Origin of the sequence: Microcoleus sp. PH2017_05_CCC_O_A (assembly GCF_020738785.1) — a bacterium.
GTDB lineage: Bacteria > Cyanobacteriota > Cyanobacteriia > Cyanobacteriales > Microcoleaceae > Microcoleus.
Map to the genome: position 1 here is coordinate 56,525 of NZ_JAEQCB010000003.1, position 19,957 is coordinate 76,481.

Annotated in this window: 17 protein-coding genes; 6 read left to right on the top strand and 11 right to left on the bottom strand. The window is 45.5% G+C overall.

Annotation, left to right across the window (positions count from 1 at the left end; genetic code table 11):
- Window positions 1–260 precede the first annotated feature (260 nt).
- The gene (locus JGK20_RS00990; RefSeq protein WP_293210861.1) at window positions 261–947 is read left to right on the top strand and encodes a PEP-CTERM sorting domain-containing protein; all 687 of its coding nucleotides are present in this window, start codon (window positions 261–263) and stop codon (window positions 945–947) included.
- Here the strand turns inward: JGK20_RS00990 and JGK20_RS00995 are convergent.
- From JGK20_RS00995 to JGK20_RS01045, 11 genes are all read right to left on the bottom strand, one after another.
- Window positions 944–3,205 carry a serine/threonine phosphatase gene (locus tag JGK20_RS00995; protein ID WP_293228930.1) on the bottom strand — a complete coding sequence of 754 codons (2,262 nt, stop codon included), beginning with the start codon at window positions 3,203–3,205 and terminating at the stop codon, window positions 944–946. The genes JGK20_RS00990 and JGK20_RS00995 overlap by 4 nt on opposite strands.
- A 506-nt stretch (window positions 3,206–3,711) precedes the next feature.
- A complete protein-coding gene (locus JGK20_RS01000) occupies window positions 3,712–6,285 on the bottom strand; it encodes a DHH family phosphoesterase (RefSeq protein ID WP_293228933.1) in 2,574 nt (857 codons plus the stop codon).
- Window positions 6,286–6,408: 123 nt separating this feature from the next.
- On the bottom strand, window positions 6,409–7,224 hold the full coding sequence (locus JGK20_RS01005; protein WP_293181989.1) for a PD-(D/E)XK nuclease family protein: 816 nt from the start codon (window positions 7,222–7,224) through the stop codon (window positions 6,409–6,411).
- 172 nt (window positions 7,225–7,396) lie between these two features.
- Entirely contained in the window at window positions 7,397–7,702 is a 306-nt protein-coding gene (locus JGK20_RS01010; protein WP_293181991.1) for a type II toxin-antitoxin system RelE/ParE family toxin, read from the bottom strand.
- 437 nt (window positions 7,703–8,139) lie between these two features.
- The gene (locus JGK20_RS01015) at window positions 8,140–8,409 is read right to left on the bottom strand and encodes a type II toxin-antitoxin system ParD family antitoxin (protein ID WP_293181993.1); all 270 of its coding nucleotides are present in this window, start codon (window positions 8,407–8,409) and stop codon (window positions 8,140–8,142) included.
- 291 nt (window positions 8,410–8,700) lie between these two features.
- Window positions 8,701–9,369, bottom strand: a complete 669-nt coding sequence (locus tag JGK20_RS01020; RefSeq protein WP_293181995.1) for a Uma2 family endonuclease — start codon at window positions 9,367–9,369, stop codon at window positions 8,701–8,703.
- Between the two features lie 188 nt (window positions 9,370–9,557).
- Window positions 9,558–9,782, bottom strand: a complete 225-nt coding sequence (locus JGK20_RS01025; protein ID WP_293189823.1) for a hypothetical protein — start codon at window positions 9,780–9,782, stop codon at window positions 9,558–9,560.
- 301 nt (window positions 9,783–10,083) lie between these two features.
- Window positions 10,084–10,449 carry a DUF5615 family PIN-like protein gene (locus tag JGK20_RS01030; protein ID WP_293181999.1) on the bottom strand — a complete coding sequence of 122 codons (366 nt, stop codon included), beginning with the start codon at window positions 10,447–10,449 and terminating at the stop codon, window positions 10,084–10,086.
- Window positions 10,446–10,751: a DUF433 domain-containing protein gene (locus tag JGK20_RS01035; RefSeq protein ID WP_293182002.1), complete on the bottom strand. Its 306-nt coding sequence runs from the start codon at window positions 10,749–10,751 to the stop codon at window positions 10,446–10,448. Before JGK20_RS01035 ends, JGK20_RS01030 begins: the two co-directional genes overlap by 4 nt.
- A gap of 148 nt (window positions 10,752–10,899) precedes the next feature.
- Window positions 10,900–11,484, bottom strand: coding sequence for a PAP/fibrillin family protein (locus JGK20_RS01040; RefSeq protein ID WP_293206790.1), 585 nt, complete (start codon window positions 11,482–11,484; stop codon window positions 10,900–10,902).
- Between the two features lie 340 nt (window positions 11,485–11,824).
- Entirely contained in the window at window positions 11,825–13,504 is a 1,680-nt protein-coding gene (locus JGK20_RS01045) for a glycosyltransferase family 4 protein (RefSeq protein WP_293228935.1), read from the bottom strand.
- 395 nt (window positions 13,505–13,899) lie between these two features.
- Here JGK20_RS01045 and JGK20_RS01050 point away from each other — a divergent pair, with 395 nt between their 5' ends.
- The 5 genes from JGK20_RS01050 to JGK20_RS01070 all read left to right on the top strand — a co-directional run.
- Window positions 13,900–14,139 (top strand): DUF3134 domain-containing protein, encoded by a 240-nt coding sequence (locus JGK20_RS01050; RefSeq protein ID WP_293157481.1) that lies wholly within the window; start codon window positions 13,900–13,902, stop codon window positions 14,137–14,139.
- 257 nt (window positions 14,140–14,396) lie between these two features.
- On the top strand, window positions 14,397–15,512 hold the full coding sequence (gene mraY / locus JGK20_RS01055) for a phospho-N-acetylmuramoyl-pentapeptide-transferase (RefSeq protein ID WP_293182007.1): 1,116 nt from the start codon (window positions 14,397–14,399) through the stop codon (window positions 15,510–15,512).
- A gap of 417 nt (window positions 15,513–15,929) precedes the next feature.
- Window positions 15,930–16,637, top strand: a complete 708-nt coding sequence (locus JGK20_RS01060; RefSeq protein ID WP_293228937.1) for a L,D-transpeptidase — start codon at window positions 15,930–15,932, stop codon at window positions 16,635–16,637.
- A gap of 163 nt (window positions 16,638–16,800) precedes the next feature.
- On the top strand, window positions 16,801–17,784 hold the full coding sequence (locus JGK20_RS01065) for a glycosyltransferase (protein ID WP_293228939.1): 984 nt from the start codon (window positions 16,801–16,803) through the stop codon (window positions 17,782–17,784).
- 389 nt (window positions 17,785–18,173) lie between these two features.
- Window positions 18,174–19,957 (top strand): NAD(P)H-quinone oxidoreductase subunit F (locus tag JGK20_RS01070; RefSeq protein WP_293228941.1); only part of this gene is annotated, 1,784 nt, incomplete at its 3' end.

Here is a 19,957-nt window from a genome sequence, read left to right on the forward strand (position 1 = left end):
TCATAGCTGGCTATTGAACCAGGAAGTAATAACTAGAGATCGATCTGTTGCATCCTTCCCGAAATAGGTATTATTACAAGAATTTTAGCCCTTAGCTTCATCAAACCTTTATTAAAGCACATTTTTTATTAAAGATTGCATAAAGATGCTATTGATATCTAATTTTAATAAAATATTTTGCGTAGTATTACTGATAAATAGATCGAGTTATTTGCCGAAGCATATCTATTTAATTGTATCAAAATTAAGGACGAAATAACATGATTAAAAGTTGGCAAAAAGTTGCTGTTGCTGCTGCTACCATTCTGGGATTGGGGGCGACAGCAGTCAAATCAGCCGAGGCTGCATCAGTGAAATTAACTTTTTTTCAAGGCCTGGATACTCCTGTAGCTGTAGGCTCTTTCAGCTATGATGAATCGACTCCTTATGAAGCTATTTTTCCGTCAACAATGTTGGGAAAACCTGCTTTAGAAATTAAGGCTAGCGATAAATGGTTTGTCGTAAAGGACTTTGCTGTAACTTTATTCGGGCTGTCGTGGAACTTGTCCCAGGCTAGCTTTGACAGAGCTAATATACTTTCACCTTTGTTGTGGGCACCGTTGGATCCACGATCTCAATTAAAAGTTGTTACGGCAAGTTTTTTCCCTTTCGGTTCCGCAGAACCTACAGTATGGGGAAATTGGGTATTTGGAAATATACGAAGACTTCCAAATCTGGCAATATTTGGGAATAGTCAGGGGCCAGAAGGCAGTATGAGCTGGCAGCAAAATGGTGGTGTCCTATCAAACGGAATGTACCTCCACAGCGGATATGTAATAGCAGAGGAAGTAAAACCAGGCTCTGAAAACTCTGAGGCTGTTCCCGAACCTGCAACAATTGCAGGTTTAACTCTGGCAGCCGCCGGCTTGGGAGCGGCAAAGAAAAAGTTTGGAGCATCGAAAGTCTAAAATCGAAATGGGCCCACCTGTGCCCGAATGATAATTGCCGTGATATTGTCATGACCGTTGCGTTTGTTGCCCAGTTCAATCAAGTCGGCAACTCCCTCGTCGAGATCGGCTTGGGGATTGAACAGAGGTGCGAGAGTTTCACGCCAGTGAGTTTCTAACAAATCATTATCTGTCAAACCGTCGGAAGCCAAAATCAATAAAGTATCTTCGGACAAGTCTAAAAACTGCACGTCTGGCTTGAGAAAATTGCCGTCTCGCGGGCCAATGGCTTGAGTTAGTTGATAGGCGTCGGGACGGGAATAAGCAGTTTCGGCGTCAACCCCGCGCTTAATTTCGCGCTGGCCTACTTCGTGATCTGAGGTGATTTTTTCTAGTGTCTGTCCCTTTCGGAGTCGGTAGAGACGACTGTCGCCGACGTGAGCAACGGCGAATTTGGTGTCTTGAACTAAGACTGCGACTAGGGTTGTACCCATGCGGCCGATGCCAGAGCGACCGTCCTTTTGATTGATTTCAAAGATGGCTTTGTTGGCTAGCAGCACTCCCTGCCGAATGGTATCAGGCTCGGGTAGTTGATTTTCCCAACTGGTTTGGAAGAATTCCCTGAGGGTTTCAGCGGCTAATTGACTGGCTACTTCTCCGCTGTCGTGTCCGCCCATCCCGTCGCAGAGAATGTAAAGCCCTTTGGTTTGAAAGATGCGACCGAAGGAGGTTTCGAGTTTGTTAAGCTGAGTCCAGATGCTGAAAAAGTCTTCGTTGTGCTCGCGGGTGCGGCCGACATCGGTGAGACCTGCGTCTTCTAAACTGTAAATCTGGACGGGCATGGGCTGGGTTAAGACTTCACCAACAACTTCGGGGGGCGAGTTGTCGGGGATGTCTGTTTGGAAACGGGTGGGGGTTAAGGTTGGTGAAGGTGCGGATTGGAGTTCGAGGGGAACGGTTTCCAGGCGCGATCGCAATTCTTCTATTGTGGTAATCTCGCCTCTGTACATTTGTTGCAGCAGTTCGAGCAAGGCGCCAAACTGAGTGCGCTCGGACTGGTTAAATATCGCCTGCCACAATTGCCCCAAATCTACCAGTTGCAGGTTTGAACCGGCGGGTTCGGGATAGAGGTATTGCAACCGCAAAGAGGCAAAGGAAAAGGAAGAGTCGGGATTGACCCGCAAATTTGTTAGTTCCAACAAGCTTTGGCGGCAGCGCCAGGGTTCGAGGGCCGCCCAAAGTTCGGTCATTTCGTGCAGCCAGTACACAATTTGCTGGGTGGAAGTTTCGGGTTGACTCCAGCGTTCTACCAGCAGCGGCCATTGCGAACAGTCTTCTAGCAGCAGCACGGCCTGTTGGTTGTCTGACCAGCTATCGTGAATGACTGGCAGGTTGTGAGAGAAGTGCCACCGCAGTGCCAGATAAGGTTCAGCTATGCCTTGGCAAAGTTCTGCTAAGGCGGAATTGGTCGCATTTTCTCCGGCTTTGATTGCTGCGGTGTAGGGGGAGGTGCGTTTGGCGACGCTGGCAGAGTTGGCTGCTAGCATTGCTTTGAGGGGTGACATTTGCAGCGGCTGACAGTCCAATACTGTTGCTGATACTGTGTCTGAGGGTTTTCTTGCTGGCAAGGTTTCTAGGAGTTGGTAGCGCTGTTGGCTGTCTAAATAAGCTCCTATTGGCTGGGAAGGGATTAAATATTCGGAATAGGGGGCGGAGATTTTTGGGGATGGGGGAGATGCGCCCTCGGGGTTCTCTGTTGCTTCCTGGGTTGGTTCTGGCGGTGGTGCGGCCGTGAAAATGTTGTCAGATGGGGTTATTTCGCGCTCTGGTGTTGTAGTAGAGCTTTTTTGTTCTGTTTGAAAGGATTCGGTGGCGATCGCCCCCACGACAATTTCAGCGCCACTAATTTCTGGGCTGCTGGATTCGGCCGCATCAAGTTGTGGAGAATCGGCGGTAATTTCTGTTTTAATGGTGTCTGCGATCGATTGGGGAGAGTTTTGGGCCGATCGGGTTTCTGGAAAATTGTCGGTTTTTTGTGTAAGCTCGGCTGATGGTATAGTTGACTGCTCTAGCTGGACTGCTGGAAGGTTCGATCGACCGCAGATAATCGCCCGCCACACTTGACCTGTTGTGACGCCACAATTCTGACATAATTCGGCGCTAACAGCGACTTGGGTTCCGCATTGGTGGCAAGCTTTGTAAGTTAGGGAATTTCCGCATTGTTGACAAAACTTGTTTAGATTGGGATTTTCAAATTGGCAGCGGGGACAGAGGAGCATAGGGGTTTTATATTGGAGATGTGCGATCGAGTGAAAGCGGTGGGGGAGTTTTGGGTTTGGGGTGGTAAGTTATGGGTTTTGAGTTTTGGACGTGACTCGCAACGGATAACTGCCATTGCCCTATGCCTTATTTTACCGGCATCGATTCAGAACTAAGATATTTCTTAAAACTGAGATGTGGCCTCCACGTCAGGAATCAGCCCTGGGAGGGAGAGGGGGAGAATGGGGAGAATGGGGAGAGGGGGAGAGGGGGAGACGGGGAGAATGGGGAGAGGGGGAGAATGGGAGACGGGGAGAGGGGGAGAATGGGGAGAGGGGGAGAATGGGGAGAATGGGGAGAATGGGAGAGGGGGAGAGGGGGGAGACGATTGAGATATACAATTTAAATTGAGTAAAGCTTGGAAACATTTCCTATCTAAGATTTTGCGTGCTGGCCCCACACTAAAAGTTATCAGGTGAGTGGAACAGGCATCTTGCCTGTTACGGAAAAAAGTGCAAGGTCTCAATTAGAAGAGAGTGTCTGTATAATCTTCTTGGAAAACGGTCTCTCGGGCGATCGACACAATGGTAGAAAGAGGTACTTCACAGAAATATTTTCGCCGGAATTGTTCTTCCCAGACTGCTGCTAGGAATTGCGCTGCATAACGGGCGGCGATGGGGGAATTTGGCACTAAGAATTGAGTTGAGGGGCTAGAGAATAAGGGTTTGGAGGTATGATCTCCGATTTCTCTGGCTTCGGGTTGTCTGGTGATGTGAAAAGCCCGATCGCGATAATTGACTTTGAAACCCAGATGTTTTAACGTTGTGAATCCAAGTTGCAGCGACGTGTCGCTGATGCCGAGTTTTTGGCTTAGTTGCTGTCTGGTGACGGGTTTGTTGGTGCGGCTGAGGTATTTGGCGATGCCGATTAGCTGTTGGCAGATTTGCTGCGGCGGTAGCAATGGGGGTAAAGTATAGGCGATCGCGAGTTTTTTCTGAGTGTGCTGTGCTTGCCGAAACCAGACGCGCAATTCGTCCCAGCTTGCGGGGCATTCTTTGAGGATAATCGAGTTTTCGCGATCGAGCATTGCTGAATTGTCCGCTAGATTTTCTGGCAGCCTTTCCGATTCCAAGTGTGTGCTAATAACTGCTAGCAACTCTTCATTATTATTATTTATCTTGCGCCAGTCCAATATCCAATCAATTTTAGTCTGCGAACTAACTTGTTTGTCATCCGTGCGTTCCCGCACTGCTATCAACCGCACTTCATAGTTCGACGTATAAGTATTGAAATCGAGTTCGACAGTCGCATCGCACCGCCCTTCGGGAACTTCATCTCGGTAATGTCCCCACCAAATGCCGGGAAATCCTGCATGACTAGATTCATCCCAAATTTCAAAAGAAGTTTTGATATACTTTACTTCTTTTCCCTGTGAATCTTTAATATTTCTATTGTAGATATTCTTAAACCAGCAATTTTCAATCAGCAATTTTGGTGCGGGATTGCCCATGCCGCAGGGTTCAAGCAATTTCAGTTCTTGAAATAACTGTTTGCCTAATTCCGCGACAGTAATTTTTAAGTCCGCTACAACTGGTGCCGATGTCAAACTATCCGTGCTGTATTGCTGTCGCAGTTGCTGATTTATAGCATCCGTAAATAGCGGGATATTTTCAACCGGGAGACTCAAGCCTGCCGCGAAGGGATGACCGCCGAATCTATCCAATAAATGCGCTTGGTCTTTGACTAATTGGTAAAGGTCGATTTGATTGGCGGAACGGGCAGAACCGCGGGCAATTTTAGATTTTGGATTTTGGATTTTAGATTGATAAAGTGTTTCGGAATCCGAGTCAAAAGAATCTATAAATTTAGTTTCTGGAATAGTTTCTTTGATTTCTTCGCTTCCTTCCGTGCAGAATAAAATTACCGGGCGGCCGTATTCTTGGGCGATTTGTCCCGCCACTAATCCTAATACTCCTACGGGCCATTGTGGGTCACTGAGGACGATGACGCTGGTGGTTGAGAGGTCAAGTTTGGTTAGTTTTTCGGCGGCATCTTTAGCAACATCTTTTTGCAAAGATTTGCGTCTGGTGTTGGCAATTTCGGTTAGATTTGCTAGTTCTTCGCAGCGTTTTTTGTCCCGGCTGGTGAGGAGTTCTACGCAGAAGCTGGCGGATCCTTGAATGCGACTGACGGCGTTGATTCGGGGGCCGAGGCCGAAGGAAATGTCGGTTGGGCGATCGCCCGCTCGTTTGCACAGTTCGAGCAATTTTGCAACTCCCGGACGGGTGGGATTTGTGATTTGTTTTTGCAGTTGTGCGATGCCGAGTTGTGCTAGGTAGCGACAATCTCCTGTAAGTTGGACTAAATCGGCAATTAAGCCGATCGCCACTAACTCCAATAAATCGGTCAGCGGTCGTTGCGGAATATCCGGCAATGTGTGGTATAGTGCTTCGATTAATTTGTAAGCTACCGCAACGCCGGACAGGTTAAACAGTTGGTGGTTGGGCGAAAAGTACCGGGGATTGATGATTGCCGTCGCTGGAGGGCGATCGTCCGGTAATGTATGGTGATCGGTGATAATTGTATCAATATTTAAGCTGGTAGCATATTCGATTTCCGCGATATTTGTGCTGCCAGTATCGCAGGTAATAATTAAGCTAATTCCAGATTTATGTAAATTGTTTATTCCGGGAATATTAAGACCGTGAGATTCTGTTAATCGGTTGGGAATGTAATAAGTTAGTTGGTCATTTTGAACAAAAAACTCTCCCAATCCGTCCCAAAGTACCGAAGTTGAGGTAATGCCGTCCGCGTCGAAATCTCCCCAAATTGCAACTTTTTCGGCGCTGTTTCTTGCTTTCTGAATTCTTTCTATCGCCCAGTTCATTTCTAGTCCGAATTCAAACGGACTTGCTGGTTGGTAAAGTTTGGGATTCAGGAAACCTGGTATTTCTTCCGGGTTTTGAATTCCTCTATAATAGAGAAGTGCAGCGGCATAGTTTCCGGGTAATTCTGGCGCGTGATTTCTGACAGCTTGTATCAGCCAATCAGGGGGTTGGGGTAAGGGTTGATTTTGCAATTCTTGAAGTAGTTGTGTCATAGGTTAATTCATTAATTAAAGTAGGGGCGGGTTCACCAAAAATCTTTAATTCAAATCGACAATATCTATAAACCCGCCCCCACCCAGCGATAGTCCAAAGAGTTTGGATAGTCAAAGGTTATATTATATAGATATCTCCTCGATTATAGCAAGATTTGGCAACCAATTTGTGGGAGTTTCTGCTGGAAGATTTGATGAGGAAGCTTTGGAATTTTGGGTGCGGTTGCAGCGAGTGGCGAATTGACAGGAATCGCAAAGATTGGAACTAATTTGTACTTGGGGGAAGAATTCGCCACCTTCGGTATAGCGCTGTCGCCAGTCGGTTAGCTGCTGCAATATTTGGATTAAATCTTGTTTTGTGCGATCGTGTTCTATTTGATTGTAGGAAAATGTGAGTTTTTGCGGCGGTTCTTCTCCTTGCAATTGTACGAACCAGTATGTCATTGAAACTTGTTCCGGGGAATAGTCACTGGTTTCTACTAGAACGTATAAATAGAGTCGGGTTTGCCAACTTTCGGCTATCCATTTTGATTTTTGAGGGCGGGGATAGGTTTTCCAGTCGAGAATTTTGGCAGCGTTTGGTTCGGCTATTAGCAAATCATAGATAACGGTGAATAGGTAGTCTTGAAAAATCAAGATGCGGGGGTGCTCGGCTTGGCGGAAAATTTGGTCGCTATTTTCTGAATTCGCAAAAAGTTCGGGGGCGGCGTTGATAAATGCTGCCACACATCGTCCTAATTCTGGGTCTTGTTGGGTGATGGATTCAATCGACAATCCTAGTTCTCGCTGCTGCATCAAAAGGTGAAAGTGGCTACCCCATGTGAGTTTTTCTTTGTGTTCAGGGGAGGCGGTGCTTGCGAGTAGTTCTAGGTAGCTATGCTGGAATTTGCGGGGGCATTCTTCAAGGATTTTGAGTTGGGTTTGGGAGAGTCGCAGCATTTTTTTATGATTTTATATTTTAGATTGTTTGTGATTGTAAGGGGTATCGATATTTTTTTGACCGCAGATGTCGGCAGATGGACGGAGATAAACGCAGATAAATTAGGGCGATCGCGTTTTTGGAGGAGAGTGCGATGAGTGCGATCGCCCTTTACGAGCGATCCAATGCTAATTAATCTTCCCCTAATTCTGAAAACAATAATTCCAAGTCTCGATCGCCCCGCAGCACGCGAGCAATATTAATCCCGTCCGCTCTGGGGTAGTAAAAAATCAAATAATCCCTAACAATAAATCCGCGCAAGTTGGGGGCTAAACTGTGATAGCGTTTGCCCATATTGGGAAATTCAGCGACAAGTTTACATTTTTGACGAATCACATCAAAAAGCTCGCTGGCTGTCCTAGGATTATTTCGACTAATATAATCGCAAATCTCATTCAAATCTCGGACAGATTCATCGGAAAATGTATAACTGTTCATTAGCTTTCCTTGTGACTAGACAGTTGTTTAACGTCCAAAATCCGTTGAAGTAGGTATTTGTATACTTTGGAATAGACATAACCCCGATAGAGGTTTTTTATCTAGCGACCTCTGTTCAGTTATTAGTATGCGGGAAAGGGAAAGAGAATACAATGGTTTGTAGCGATATCGCTACTACTTATTTTACACAAAGAGCTGAAACAACGAGGTTACGTCGATCGCCCACTTCAGATCGCCCGTACAAATAAAAAACCCCTGATGCAATCTCTGCTTTAGGAGTTTTGTTTTGAGGCATCAATGTTAATACTTCATCAGGTATAGATACCGGACAACTAGCGTCGCATTCAAGGAGTGTCATGACTTAAATAATGCTAGTCAGTTAAGACGATAGCCGATCGGCACAGATTGCTTGATTGCTCTTACAAGCGAGCGTCCCTTTAGGGCAGGGTTACTGACACTCCTGACTGTTGCATTTTATCGATATTTTCTTGAAGTCTGGCAAATACAAGTTCTCCGTCTGTCACTTTTCCCTCAGCAATTTGTGCAGTTCCAACTTCTATTTTCTGGCGCAGCTCTTCGATGCGTTGTTCTCGTTGTTTTAAAAGTAAGATCGCTTCTCCAATTAATTCTTCAACGCTGCCATATTTTCCGGTTTGAATTTGCGATCGAATAAACTCTTCGTATTCCGGCTTTAAGACAATATTCATTGACTTGCTCCTTTAATTAATAGAAAGGTTACTGCACGATCGTGACATATTTTTTAGATTAACTATGTAGGCGCTGTAAAACGCAATTATGTAAACGATTGTCAAGTATCCAAATGCCCTAAGCGTGGCTAAATTAGCCCTGTTTACATATTTTTACATAGCTCTGTTGAATCCCGCCTACTTACTTACCTTAGCACAAATATCAAAATATTCATAAATTGTGCCCGCCCTAAAGTCGAGCTTGAAAAAAGTATGGTGAGCTGCGGGCGATGGCATTTTTCGTCAACCTCTCTACAAATTCCCAATTTGTTGAGCAAACCACATCGCCGCCGTCCCATTTCCTTCAGTCAAAAGCTTTAAAGTCTCCGAAAGCAAAGCAATTGGCAATCCCTCAAGCGCTACCGAAAACTCGCATTCCTGATACTTCCCATTCTCCTGCAAGCGAAATGCTAATACTCTCACGCCATTAATATCTACTACCCAATATTCCGGAATTCCTAATGCAGCATACAATCGCTTTTTTTCATCTAAATCGCTCGTCAAAGTAGTATCGGAAATCTCTGCAACTAAATCGGGAACTCGCCATTGATTGAGATTAATGCGTCGAGGTTCCCCTTTTTGCCACTGCGGGAAATCTCCGCCAATGTATAAAACTTTATCTGGCGCACCTGAACCCACTTTAGATTTTTCAATTACACAACCGCTGAGAGAATCAAAAGTTTGTCCTACTTTGGTGGTAAACCACACAAAAAATATGATAGTAAACAGATCGTTAAATCTGGCGTGCTGAGGCCCTTCATTACCCATATTGATCCAAAGATATCCTTCATGAAAAAAAATTTTGGCTTCCGCTAAAGACGGATTTTCGCAAGCCGCAACATAATCTTCCCATGTTGCGGCTTGCCATTGTGGAATTTTGCCCGCTTCAGGAAGGATGAATTTTGCAGTTATGACAGTCATAATTCACCAACAAATTAAGGATAGTTTTATACTAGCTTATGTGATTTTAGCTAAACAATGAAAACCTGTGCAGCCTAGCTTAAAGTTTTTAGTTTAATCTCAAACTGACATAACTTTCCAATTTTAGAGGGCGATCGCGCGAAAAAAGCCCCTACTTTTAGAGATCGATCGCGCGATCGCCCCAAATGTTAGTCTGGTTGCAAGTCAAAGACTACCAGCAGCGAAGCTTGAGGCATGAGTTGACGCAGACACAGCAAGTGCCCGTCAGCATCCGATCGCCTGCGAAACCTGCCCACAACAGTCCGCTGCATATTTGGCATGAGTTTGGCGATCGCCCAAGGGTAAAGCCGTTTTTGGTACGCGATCGCACTAGGATTCGCCGATAATCCCTGTTGATAACCGTTTTGTGGCATAATCTTGTTGTATTCGTAAGGAGTACAGAAAGGGCGTTAGTAAGTTTCTTGGCGGGAATGTACTAACGCCTTTCCCATTAAAATTCAAGCAGATATCACAATAATTGTCAATTGTCAATTCTTAACGCTAAGTTTTAACGGTTATCATATCTAAAGCTGCGATCGGCTGTGGATTTGAGGATTTTAGTAAGTGTTGAATTGTTTGCAAAAGTCATACATTTTTGATTTTCAACCGCAGATGAACGCGGATAAACGCGGATGAAAGAAAGATAAATTGAGGAGAATGAGTTAAGGGGATCGCTTATTCTTCACCCCAAGCACTTAAAAACTCAACTTGATTGTACATTTCCTCTGCGGATTTACTAGCTATAATTTTTACCAAGCGACGCAATTGTTCCCCAACTGAATAATTCTGCTGTCCCAAGATTATCCCCATATGTTCTTCCCCTTGGGTGTTCAAATCAGTATGCAATCGATAAAAATCCCTAGTATTAAAGCTATAGGTTACTCGATGATTTTTATTAGCCCAATACAAAATTTCTTCATCCCTGCGAGACAGCATTCCTATTTCTGCAACAGAAATAACATCAACACTCCGCAGGCGTAGAGCATCAAGCAGAGCCGAATTCATAGCATCTTCGTCTAGCAGCAGTAGAATAATGCTCATGGATTTGTCTTCAGGTTTTTGTAGTGTAACTCTGCTAACTGTTCGTAAGCTGCTTGTTCCTCTGCTAAATCTGTATCAATCTCTGCTCGATTAGCATGATAATACGTTAAAGCTGCATAAACTTGTGCGATCGATAAGTGAGTCATCAGCCTAGCAATTTCTTCCGCACTATTACCCTGCTTGTACAAAACGGCGATGCGGCGGACAGAAGTACCAGTTTCAGCAATAATGGGACGGCCGCCTCGAAGGTTGCGATCGCGGATAATTAAAGTCCCGATGTCTACTACAGTTGTTGTTGTCATACATTTTTTCAATTCAATTAACTTGATTATATAGATTTATTCTGAAAATGTCTAAGTGTTCATGCCCCTGACGCTTCTATTCTAGCGAGAATTGCTTAAAAATTTGAGAAGTCTTAAGAGCGATCGAACTCAATCAAACATCACAAAATCACTCTTTTGTCAACACAAAGACACTCCCTTCATTACCGCGCCCGATCCGCAAATCGCTATCCAAATAAGTAACATCTAGCCATCCCTGCTGTTCGCGAGTATCTAACCCAAAATCTACAGCAGCGAATTTTTTTCCCGACTCAATTTCATTGATATATTTAGCAGGAGATTCATAGCCGATTAACCTGCTTAAACCCAAAATCGATCGCTCAAACTTCACCTGCACTCGGCGTTCCGAAGTCGCCTCAAATCTGGCGGCTACGCTGACTATTCCTTCTAAGTAAGGCAAGCCGTAAAGTTCGGCAATGTTGTAAATTTTGGATTCTTTGACGCGGATGGATTGATAAATTTGACCCAATTTCAACAACGGAAAACCGTCAAGATTCAGCAGGGCGCGACTGCTGGTGTACAACAACCGCCAATCGCCATCTAAAAGCTCTGGGGCTTCTACAGGGCGTGGTGTGGGGTTATAATCTTCCAATTGGGCGATCGCACTTAAGATCGCCTGTTTGTCGTTTGGAGTCGCCAGCAAACCGCGATTCTTACCAGCAATTATCTCTAATAGTGCAGATTTTTTAAGCATAAGTTGACAGTTGACAGTTGACAGTTGACAGTTGTCGGTTCGTAGGGGCGGTGGATGGTGCGGGCCCGCCCTCTTAGTTGTCAATAGTGATTAGTGATTAGTTATTAGTTATTAGTATACCAATAACTCATAAAAAACACCCAGCGACTGCATCTGGTTTTGGCAAATAATATATCTGTAGGGGCGAAGCATGACCGCAGTCCATATGGGATGATAACTAATAACTTATATGCGGTCATGCTTCGCCCTCTTCACTAATCAAATGCACCCCAACCAGCAATCAATGCCCGATGCCCCATGCCCTATGCCCTATGCCCAATTCCCAATTCCCAATTCCCAATTACCCATTCCCAATGACTAAAACACCAAATTTCACAAGATAGAGTAGCGTCCGATAGAGGTATGCTGATTCTTGCTCGTTTGTTGCATAACGCCTGAGAACTTCCCCGACGCCGATCGCACCCTTTTGCTCGATCGCATTCAACATCTCTATCTGAACTTTAACAGAGATTCTCCGGTCTTGACCGAAGCTCGTAAACCAAATTGTGTGCAACTCTCTCAACAGTTCCGGTGTGGCGATCGCACCCAGACTCAAAATCATATCATCAGTTAAAGTTCTAGTCGCATAATGACCCAACACCCGAAACGGATCGTCCCCCAGCGGATAAGGTGGCTTCCCGGCTTTTGCAGGTGCAGACTCTGGTGCTGAAACCCGAATTTCTGCTAATTCCCGCCACAACTGTTCGTAAGCAGCAATTACTACTTTCCAATCATAAATATCTCTCGCCCTTTGTCTCGCACTTTCACCCATCCGCCTTCTCAATTCCGGGTTTTCAATTAATTTGCACAAAGCGCGGGTGCAGGCGTCAATATCAACTGCTGTGGCTAGGGAAGTGTGACCCATGTAAGTCGGCCAATTCAAACTCCCGTCGAGATAATTTAGCGCTAAATCTAAACAAGCTTCTGGGGGCGGGATGAGTGTGGGAATGCGGAAGCCGTCGATTTCGTGCCGTACTGATTCTTTGTATCCGTTCCAGTCGGAAACAATTGCCGGCAGTCCGTTGGCCATTGCTTCAATGGGTGTTAGTCCGAAGGTTTCTTGAATGTTGTCGGACAGCGAAATAAAAATATCGGAGGCAGACCAAATATTAACTCTAATTTCCGGCTTTCTGCCATCTACAAAAATAGCATTCACCGACGGACAAAAGATTTTCGCGCTATTTTTAAAGTCGGGTTCTTCTCTCGGATCTTCGATCCAACCGGCTTGAATTAAGTGGATTTTCGCCTTTGTTTGTTGGGCGGCGCGCTCCAAGGCGATGTACATTGGTACCGGATGAGCTTTGGCAGAGAAAGTCAATCGCCCGACAAATAGCACGACTATATCGCCCGGAGAAATGCCGAGTTCTTGTCGTTGTCGATCGCCCGCCTGGACTGCTTCCACACCCTGCGGAAACGCGCTGCAATCCACTCCTAGGGGAATAACTGGCAATTTCACCAAAATTTCGGGTTGACCGCCGTTGCGCTGCGCTAAATACTCAGACCACTCCCTCAGAACTCCTTCTACTGTGTTTTTCACGGCGTTAGAGGTGCAGATGAGGGCGTCCCAAGGTTGAACCGGTGCTGTTATCAAATTGCCGATCGACTCCATGACATACTTAGTTGCGATCGTATGGGTAACGCCACAAACGCTGTAAGCCCGCTGATTGACAAATCTGCGCCCCCAAACCATATCGGCAAGGGCGGGATCGGGTCGATAGATTGTACCTGGTTGAGATAGCAAATCTAGTCGATCCGTCGAAATCCAGCGGACTTTCCGAGGTTGTTGCAGCCACGGTTGGATGCGCGAACAAAACTCCTTAAATGTTGCTTCGCTGTCTGTGCAGCAGTAGAGAGAGTCAGCAGTACCGTGTTGGACTAAGCTTTTGAGAAATCCTTCTCCGGCTGAATGACGCCCCAGAAGTCTTTTCCCTCCGGTGTCGTAACCGTCTTTGTGGTATAAAATCGCCGCTGTTATATCCATCCTGAGATTTATTGTTCGAGAATTGGTTGAAGAAGGTAAAAGGCTTTCACCATAAGGCTTTGACGCAAAACCAGGAAACTGTTTTAACCCAACCGCTGGCTGGCCCAGTGTCCCGCGATACTTTCAAAAACGATCGCCTCAGATTACAATACTTATGGCTAAAGAGGGATTGGCAATATCGGATTTTAATGTTATCCTGGCGCCCATGATTGGGGGCGATCGCCCGAACCAGTCAGCCATCCTATCCGATCCGGAACCAAAGAGTGTCTGTGGTATAATGCCTTAGCTCTGCTAAATGCCCGATTTGCAAGTGTTCGATGGAAGGAGCAGTCAGTCGGCACAACATTAGTTCTACTCGATCTCGATCGCGTCTTTGTCTTTAGAAACCGATAATCATGTACAACCCATCTCTGCGTCAAATACCTCGCCACTTACCTGCCGATGTAATTCCATTAAAGCAGCAATCTTCTCTTTTAGACTGGTTGGAATCTAACAATCGCCTCTTAGCAAGGGATGTCCAAGAACCCGACTATCTGCACGAAGAAGAAATTTCCGAGTTGATGGCAGTTGACGACAGTCCTTACGATGATTTAGAAGAAGAAGCAGAAGATGATGCGGGTGTAGGCGACGAATAACTGTAGAATGGTAAGTCGATTTTAGATTTTAGATTTTAGATTCACTTGCAGCTTCGTGAATAACCGGAAGCCGAACTTGAGTCTAAAATTTGGGGAGAATCGATTACTGAAGTTTAGGGCTTGTAACGTTTTTGGCTGGTCAACGAATCAACCAGAAACAGGGAAAAAAAACCAAGAGATTTCCCAATCTCCTGTATCCCACCCTATTCTCGAATTGTCAAATGCTTATTCTCAAATGGTGTGTGTTGAGGAGTGATATGGATAACTTTGTGGATGAGAAAATCCCTTTTACTATGCCTTTCAAACTTACAGGCAGGAATTTATTCCTGCTGCTGGGTTTGGGACTCGGCATTGTAGCGATCGGTTTAGATGTAGCAGCGGGTAGATTTTTGGATGCGCCTGCATCGCTATTTATGCCACTAGCTGTTTGTGCTCTCATTGCATCGGGTTTAGGTTATCTGGTTGTGCCCGTACTCCAGCAACTGAAAGCCGGACAAATAATTCGCGAAGACGGCCCCCAAGCCCACTTAAAAAAAGCGGGAACGCCGACAATGGGAGGCATATTTTTTGTGCCAGCAGGAGTCGTAGTAGCATTACTTTGGTCGAGATTTAACTCAGATGTTGTTGCCGTATCGGCTTTAACTTTAGCTTACGGTTTCATCGGCTGGCTCGACGATTGGCAAATTCTCCGTCGCAAGTCGAATAAAGGTATTTCACCTCGGATGAAATTGGCTTTGCAAGTAGGTTTTGCAGCTCTTTTTTGTCTGTGGTTGATGTTCCACAATCCAACTATTTCTACGAACATTGCTTTGCCTTTCGGTTGGGTATTGCCTTTAGGTTTCTTGTTTTGGCCGCTAGCTGGTTTTGTGTTAGTTGCCGAAAGCAATGCTACTAATCTTACCGACGGCGTTGATGGTTTGATGGGAGGTTTAGGTGCGATCGCACTTTTGGGATTAGGTGCATCTGTAGCATCAACTTCGCCAGAATTAATGATATTTTGTGTCTGCATTAGCGGCAGTTGTTTCGGTTTCTTAGCTCACAACCGCAATCCAGCCCGGGTATTTATGGGCGATACAGGTGCGTTGGCTTTGGGCGGTGCTTTGGGTGCGGTAGCTTTATTAACAAATAGCCTTTGGATATTATTAATAATCAGTGGGATTTTCTTGATTGAAACAGTGTCAGTAATTGCTCAAGTGGCTTATTATAAAGCTACAAAAGGCCCTGATGGCATTGGCAAGCGTCTTTTAAGAATGGCTCCCCTGCACCACCATCTAGAACTCTGCGGCTGGTTGGAAACTCAGGTGGTTGGTATCTTTTATTTAACTAACGGGGTGTTAGTGTTAATGATTTTGATGTTGGCTGGCAACAGTTAACAGCGGATTAGTAACAGACTTTACAGCATATGTAGCTGATATTTACAGCCATGTTGAAAAACAAATAAGATGCCCGTTACACAAGAACTTCATGCAGTTGTGGAACGGGCATCTTGCCCGTTTTAGATAGAATAAAAAAACAGGTAAGATGCCTGTGCTACTAATATTAAATCTAGCTAAATCACAGGCTTTCCGGCCTGTGCCACTAATATTAAATCTGTTGTGGAACAGGCATCTTGCCTGTTCCAAGCTCATAAGCTAAAATGATGATATAGCCTTTATCAGAAAGATGAGGTATGACTATAAATGGAGTTTTTGATGCGACCTCGCTTACTATATAATAAATATAAGAGGGCTCCCATCCCAACAACGTACCTCACTTTTTTGAGAACCGCTATAATAGCCCCAGTTAATGCAATGGAACTTAAAAAAAGACAGGGCAATATTTGGATAATTGCTTCATCTGCCAGCATTCTATTGCTAACTGCGAGTTCCTTTTTTTACTGGAAACTTGTTAGACTAGGTTATGCTGTTCCCATTCCCTACATTTTAGATGTTTTTTGCTTAAGTAATTGTCCGGCTGATGAGTTAAATGTTTTACATACCCAATTACCACCAGATAATTTATTCAACTACGGCAAACCCCTATCACAAATTTTAGGCGAACCGGATAAGTTAGATAAAAATAGAATTTCCATCCTGGTGGAAAAATCAAAATACAGATTGACTGTCTATGAAAACAAAAAGCCTGTCAAATCTTATCCTGTTGTATTTGGCAGCAATCCCGCAGGCGATAAACTAAAAGAAGGCGATTCGCGGACGCCGGAAGGAATTTTTAGCATAAAAGATTTTTATCCTCACGCAGCTTGGTCGAAATTTATCTGGCTGGATTATCCCAGCAAACAATCTTGGCGAAAACATATCAAAGCCAAGCAAGCAGGTACAATCAAATGGTACGATAGTATTGGCAGCGAGGTTGGGATTCACGGCGTGCCTGCTAATTCAGAGAAAATTATCAAAGAGCGATCGAATTGGACTTTGGGTTGCGTTTCTCTGGAAAATAAGCATGTTGACGAGTTGTATCAGTTTGTACAAAAAGGTACAGAAGTAGAAATTATTAGATAACTGGTTCGTAGTAAGGACTTTAGTCCTGATTGACTCAACAAGCAGCAGAGAGGACTGAAGTCCTCATTACAAACTGGCAAGAGAGGACTGAAGTCCTCACTACAAACTGGTTCGTAGTAAGGACTTTAGTCCTGATTGACTCAACAACCCGCAGAGAGGATTAATGAACAGTGCGGAGTTTTTACCGATTGTTTCGGTTGTGGTACCTGTTTATAACGGGGAGACGGATTTGCCGGATTTAATTGAGTGTCTGCGATCGCAAACTTATCCAACAAACAGAGTAGAATATCTCTTAGTAGACAACAAAAGTCGCGATTACACTTCAACTATCCTTCAAGCAGCAGCCAAATCCCCCAAGCAAGAGGGATTCAATCAAATCACCATTCGCAATCTCACCGAAAATACGATTCAAAGTTCCTACGCAGCCAGAAACAAAGGAATGCGCGCCTCAACAGGCGAAATCATCGCCTTTACCGACGCAGACTGTCGCCCCGAACCTCAATGGTTGCAAAATTTAGTCGAACCATTCGCTAACTTAGAAATAGGAATTACCTGCGGTGAAATCCTCGCCCTTCCCGGTAACACTCTCTTAGAAAAACACGCCGCCCGCGAAAATACTTTATCTCAAAAACATACTCTCGCTCACCCTTTTTGTCCCTACGGTCAAACGGCTAACTTAGCTGTCCGCCGCCAGATTTTAGCACAAGTGGGTATGTTTCGCCCGTACCTTACGAGCGGCGGCGATGCGGATTTGTGCTGGCGGATTTTGCGGGAAACATCCTATAAAATGTATTTTGCCGAAAATGCGATCGCCCGACACCGCCACCGCAATACAATAAAACAGTTACAAAGTCAATGGCATCGTTACGGCGAGTCGAATAAATATTTGCACGAACTCCACGGTGTCGATTTGATGCGAGAATTCACCACAGGGGAATATTTGTATCGGCTGGCTAGATGGCTGTTAAAGGAATTGCCGGTTGCTACTGCTAAATGTGCGTTAGCGAAGCCCTCGAAGAGGATCGCCCGTGCCGATCTGGTAGATTTGTTAAATACGCCGATCGGTCTCTTGAATGTGAGAGCAAGGGCGATCGGACAGCGACAAGCCAAACTCCCAGAACTAGCTCGGGAAATTGAGCGACTTTAATCCTTAGAAGAAGACTGGGCGGTTGAAACCGCGTCTATACAGGCAAAACCCGCCGGACGCCGGTTGAAGACCTATCCTATGTTATTCTCTCTTGAGTCGGCGTCCGGCGGACATCGTTTGTGTAGGCGCGGTTTCAACCGCCGTCTGATCTTTACATCCGATAAGCACAGTTTATCTGTATATAAGTATGCTGAATTAGGAAATATGAAAATTTCAGGCAATCCTTAATATAAAATTAATAAGTCTATTTTGAAGCGCGCAGTTTCAGAACGACGAGAAACTCGCATTTACCCCCAAAATTTCTTTACTTCTGGCGAATGGCCTCAGCCTTCTGGCGTCGAGATTATTCTCAGATTTTTCAAGTTTTGTAACAATTACAGGTAGTGCCAATGGCTCAAATCCTACTCCAGACCGTTTGGTTTATACCTTGCTATCCACTCATCGGCGCATTTCTGTCGATATTGTGGTTTCCAGCAGTAACTCGCCGCACGGGGCCTAGACCCTCCGGTTACGTAAACGCCATCTTAACTTTCTTCGCTTTCCTTCACGGCGTCATCGCCCTGACAGCTATCTGGAACCAACCGGCACAACACCAGTTCATTCCCTGGCTGAATGTGGCAGGTTTAGACTTAACCATTCCCGTAGACATTTCTGCTGTCACCGTCGGGGCGACAGTTTTGATTACGGGACTGAATTTTCTGGCGCAGATTTATGCAGTCGGCTACATGGAAATGGACTGGGGCTGGGCTAGGTTCTTTTCCCTGATGGGGCTGTTTGAAGCGGGGATGTGCGGCTTGGTTTTGTCCAACTCCCTGTTTTTCAGCTACATGATTCTGGAAGTCCTGACTCTGGGAACTTACCTGCTAATCGGGCTGTGGTTCAATCAGTCTTTGGTGGTGACGGGCGCCCGCGATGCTTTCTTGACTAAGCGGGTAGGAGACTTATTCCTGTTGATGGGAGTAGTTGCAATTCTGCCGCTGGCTGGAACTTGGAATTTTGACGAATTGGCAGTTTGGGCTAAGACTGCAAACATTGACCCCACAGTGGCGACGCTGTTGAGTTTAACTTTGATTGCTGGCCCGATGGGCAAATGCGCTCAGTTTCCCCTGCACCTGTGGCTGGATGAGGCGATGGAAGGCCCTTTGCCGGCAACGATTTTGCGGAACACAGTGGTTGTGGAAACCGGTGCTTGGATTTTGATTAAATTGCAGCCCGTGATTGCATTGTCGCCCGTGGGGCTGAAGACAACTATTATTGTGGGTGCTGCAACGGCGGTGGGTGCGTCTTTAATTGCGATCGCCCAAATCGACATCAAGCGCACGCTTTCCTATATAGTTAGCTCTTACATGGGCTTGGTATTTATCGCCGTCGGTACCGGACAAACCCACACAGCTTTGACATTAATCTTTGCCTACACCTTAGCAATGGGTTTGTTGGTGATGAGCATCGGTTCAGTAGTTTGGAACAGCATCACTCAGGATGTCCGATATCTCGGCGGTTTGTGGGCGAAGCGGCCGATATCGGGAATATCGTTTCTTGTTGGCGCCGCTGGAGTGATGGGCCTGCCACCCTTCGGCTGCTTCTGGGCTTTATCAGAATTAGCAGGCGGGCTTGCTAAAACTCATCCTTCACTGTTAGTAGTAGTGCTGTTTGTGAACGGCGTGACTGCTTTTGGCTTAGTGCGCGTTTTCGGTTTAGTTTTCGGTGGCAAACCGAAGCAAATGACCGAACGTTCGCCCGAAGTTGCCTGGCCTTTTGTCTTGCCGATGACAGTGTTAATGGGATTTACCTTGCACGTCCCACACTTGCTCGCCGCCTGGGAATTACTGCCTTTGGCAACTTTGAATTATACTGCGGCCGGACTGTTAGCTTTGTCAAGTGCGATCGGCATTGGTGCCGGAGCATTTATTTACCTGAACGAAAAGTGGGAAAAACCAGTGCGAATTGGTTCTCAAGCCGTGCAAGACTTCTTTGCCTACGACTTTTACACCGCCCAACTTTACCGCGTGACCATCATCTTTGCCGTCGGTCTGGTTTCCCAAATCATATCCTGGTTCGATCGCAATATTGTTGACGGATTCGTTAACTTAATCGGTTTTGCCACAGTTTTCGGCGGGCAAAGCCTCAAATACAACGTTACGGGTCAAACTCAGTTTTATGCCCTGACAATTCT

Bases quoted from the DNA above. Each gene is read 5' to 3' on its own strand.
- JGK20_RS01065 (WP_293228939.1), top strand. From the start codon at position 16,801: ATGAACAGTGCGGAGTTTTTACCGATTGTTTCGGTTGTGGTACCTGTT.
- JGK20_RS01045 (WP_293228935.1), bottom strand. From the start codon at position 13,504: ATGGATATAACAGCGGCGATTTTATACCACAAAGACGGTTACGACACC.
- JGK20_RS01000 (WP_293228933.1), bottom strand. From the start codon at position 6,285: ATGACACAACTACTTCAAGAATTGCAAAATCAACCCTTACCCCAACCC.
- JGK20_RS01020 (WP_293181995.1), bottom strand. From the start codon at position 9,369: ATGACTGTCATAACTGCAAAATTCATCCTTCCTGAAGCGGGCAAAATT.
- JGK20_RS01050 (WP_293157481.1), top strand. From the start codon at position 13,900: ATGTACAACCCATCTCTGCGTCAAATACCTCGCCACTTACCTGCCGAT.
- JGK20_RS00995 (WP_293228930.1), bottom strand. From the start codon at position 3,205: ATGCTCCTCTGTCCCCGCTGCCAATTTGAAAATCCCAATCTAAACAAG.
- JGK20_RS01035 (WP_293182002.1), bottom strand. From the start codon at position 10,751: ATGACAACAACAACTGTAGTAGACATCGGGACTTTAATTATCCGCGAT.
- JGK20_RS01025 (WP_293189823.1), bottom strand. From the start codon at position 9,782: ATGCCACAAAACGGTTATCAACAGGGATTATCGGCGAATCCTAGTGCG.
- JGK20_RS01005 (WP_293181989.1), bottom strand. From the start codon at position 7,224: ATGCTGCGACTCTCCCAAACCCAACTCAAAATCCTTGAAGAATGCCCC.
- mraY (WP_293182007.1), top strand. From the start codon at position 14,397: ATGGATAACTTTGTGGATGAGAAAATCCCTTTTACTATGCCTTTCAAA.
- JGK20_RS01010 (WP_293181991.1), bottom strand. From the start codon at position 7,702: ATGAACAGTTATACATTTTCCGATGAATCTGTCCGAGATTTGAATGAG.
- JGK20_RS01015 (WP_293181993.1), bottom strand. From the start codon at position 8,409: ATGAATATTGTCTTAAAGCCGGAATACGAAGAGTTTATTCGATCGCAA.
- JGK20_RS01030 (WP_293181999.1), bottom strand. From the start codon at position 10,449: ATGAGCATTATTCTACTGCTGCTAGACGAAGATGCTATGAATTCGGCT.
- JGK20_RS01040 (WP_293206790.1), bottom strand. From the start codon at position 11,484: ATGCTTAAAAAATCTGCACTATTAGAGATAATTGCTGGTAAGAATCGC.
- JGK20_RS01060 (WP_293228937.1), top strand. From the start codon at position 15,930: ATGGAACTTAAAAAAAGACAGGGCAATATTTGGATAATTGCTTCATCT.
- JGK20_RS00990 (WP_293210861.1), top strand. From the start codon at position 261: ATGATTAAAAGTTGGCAAAAAGTTGCTGTTGCTGCTGCTACCATTCTG.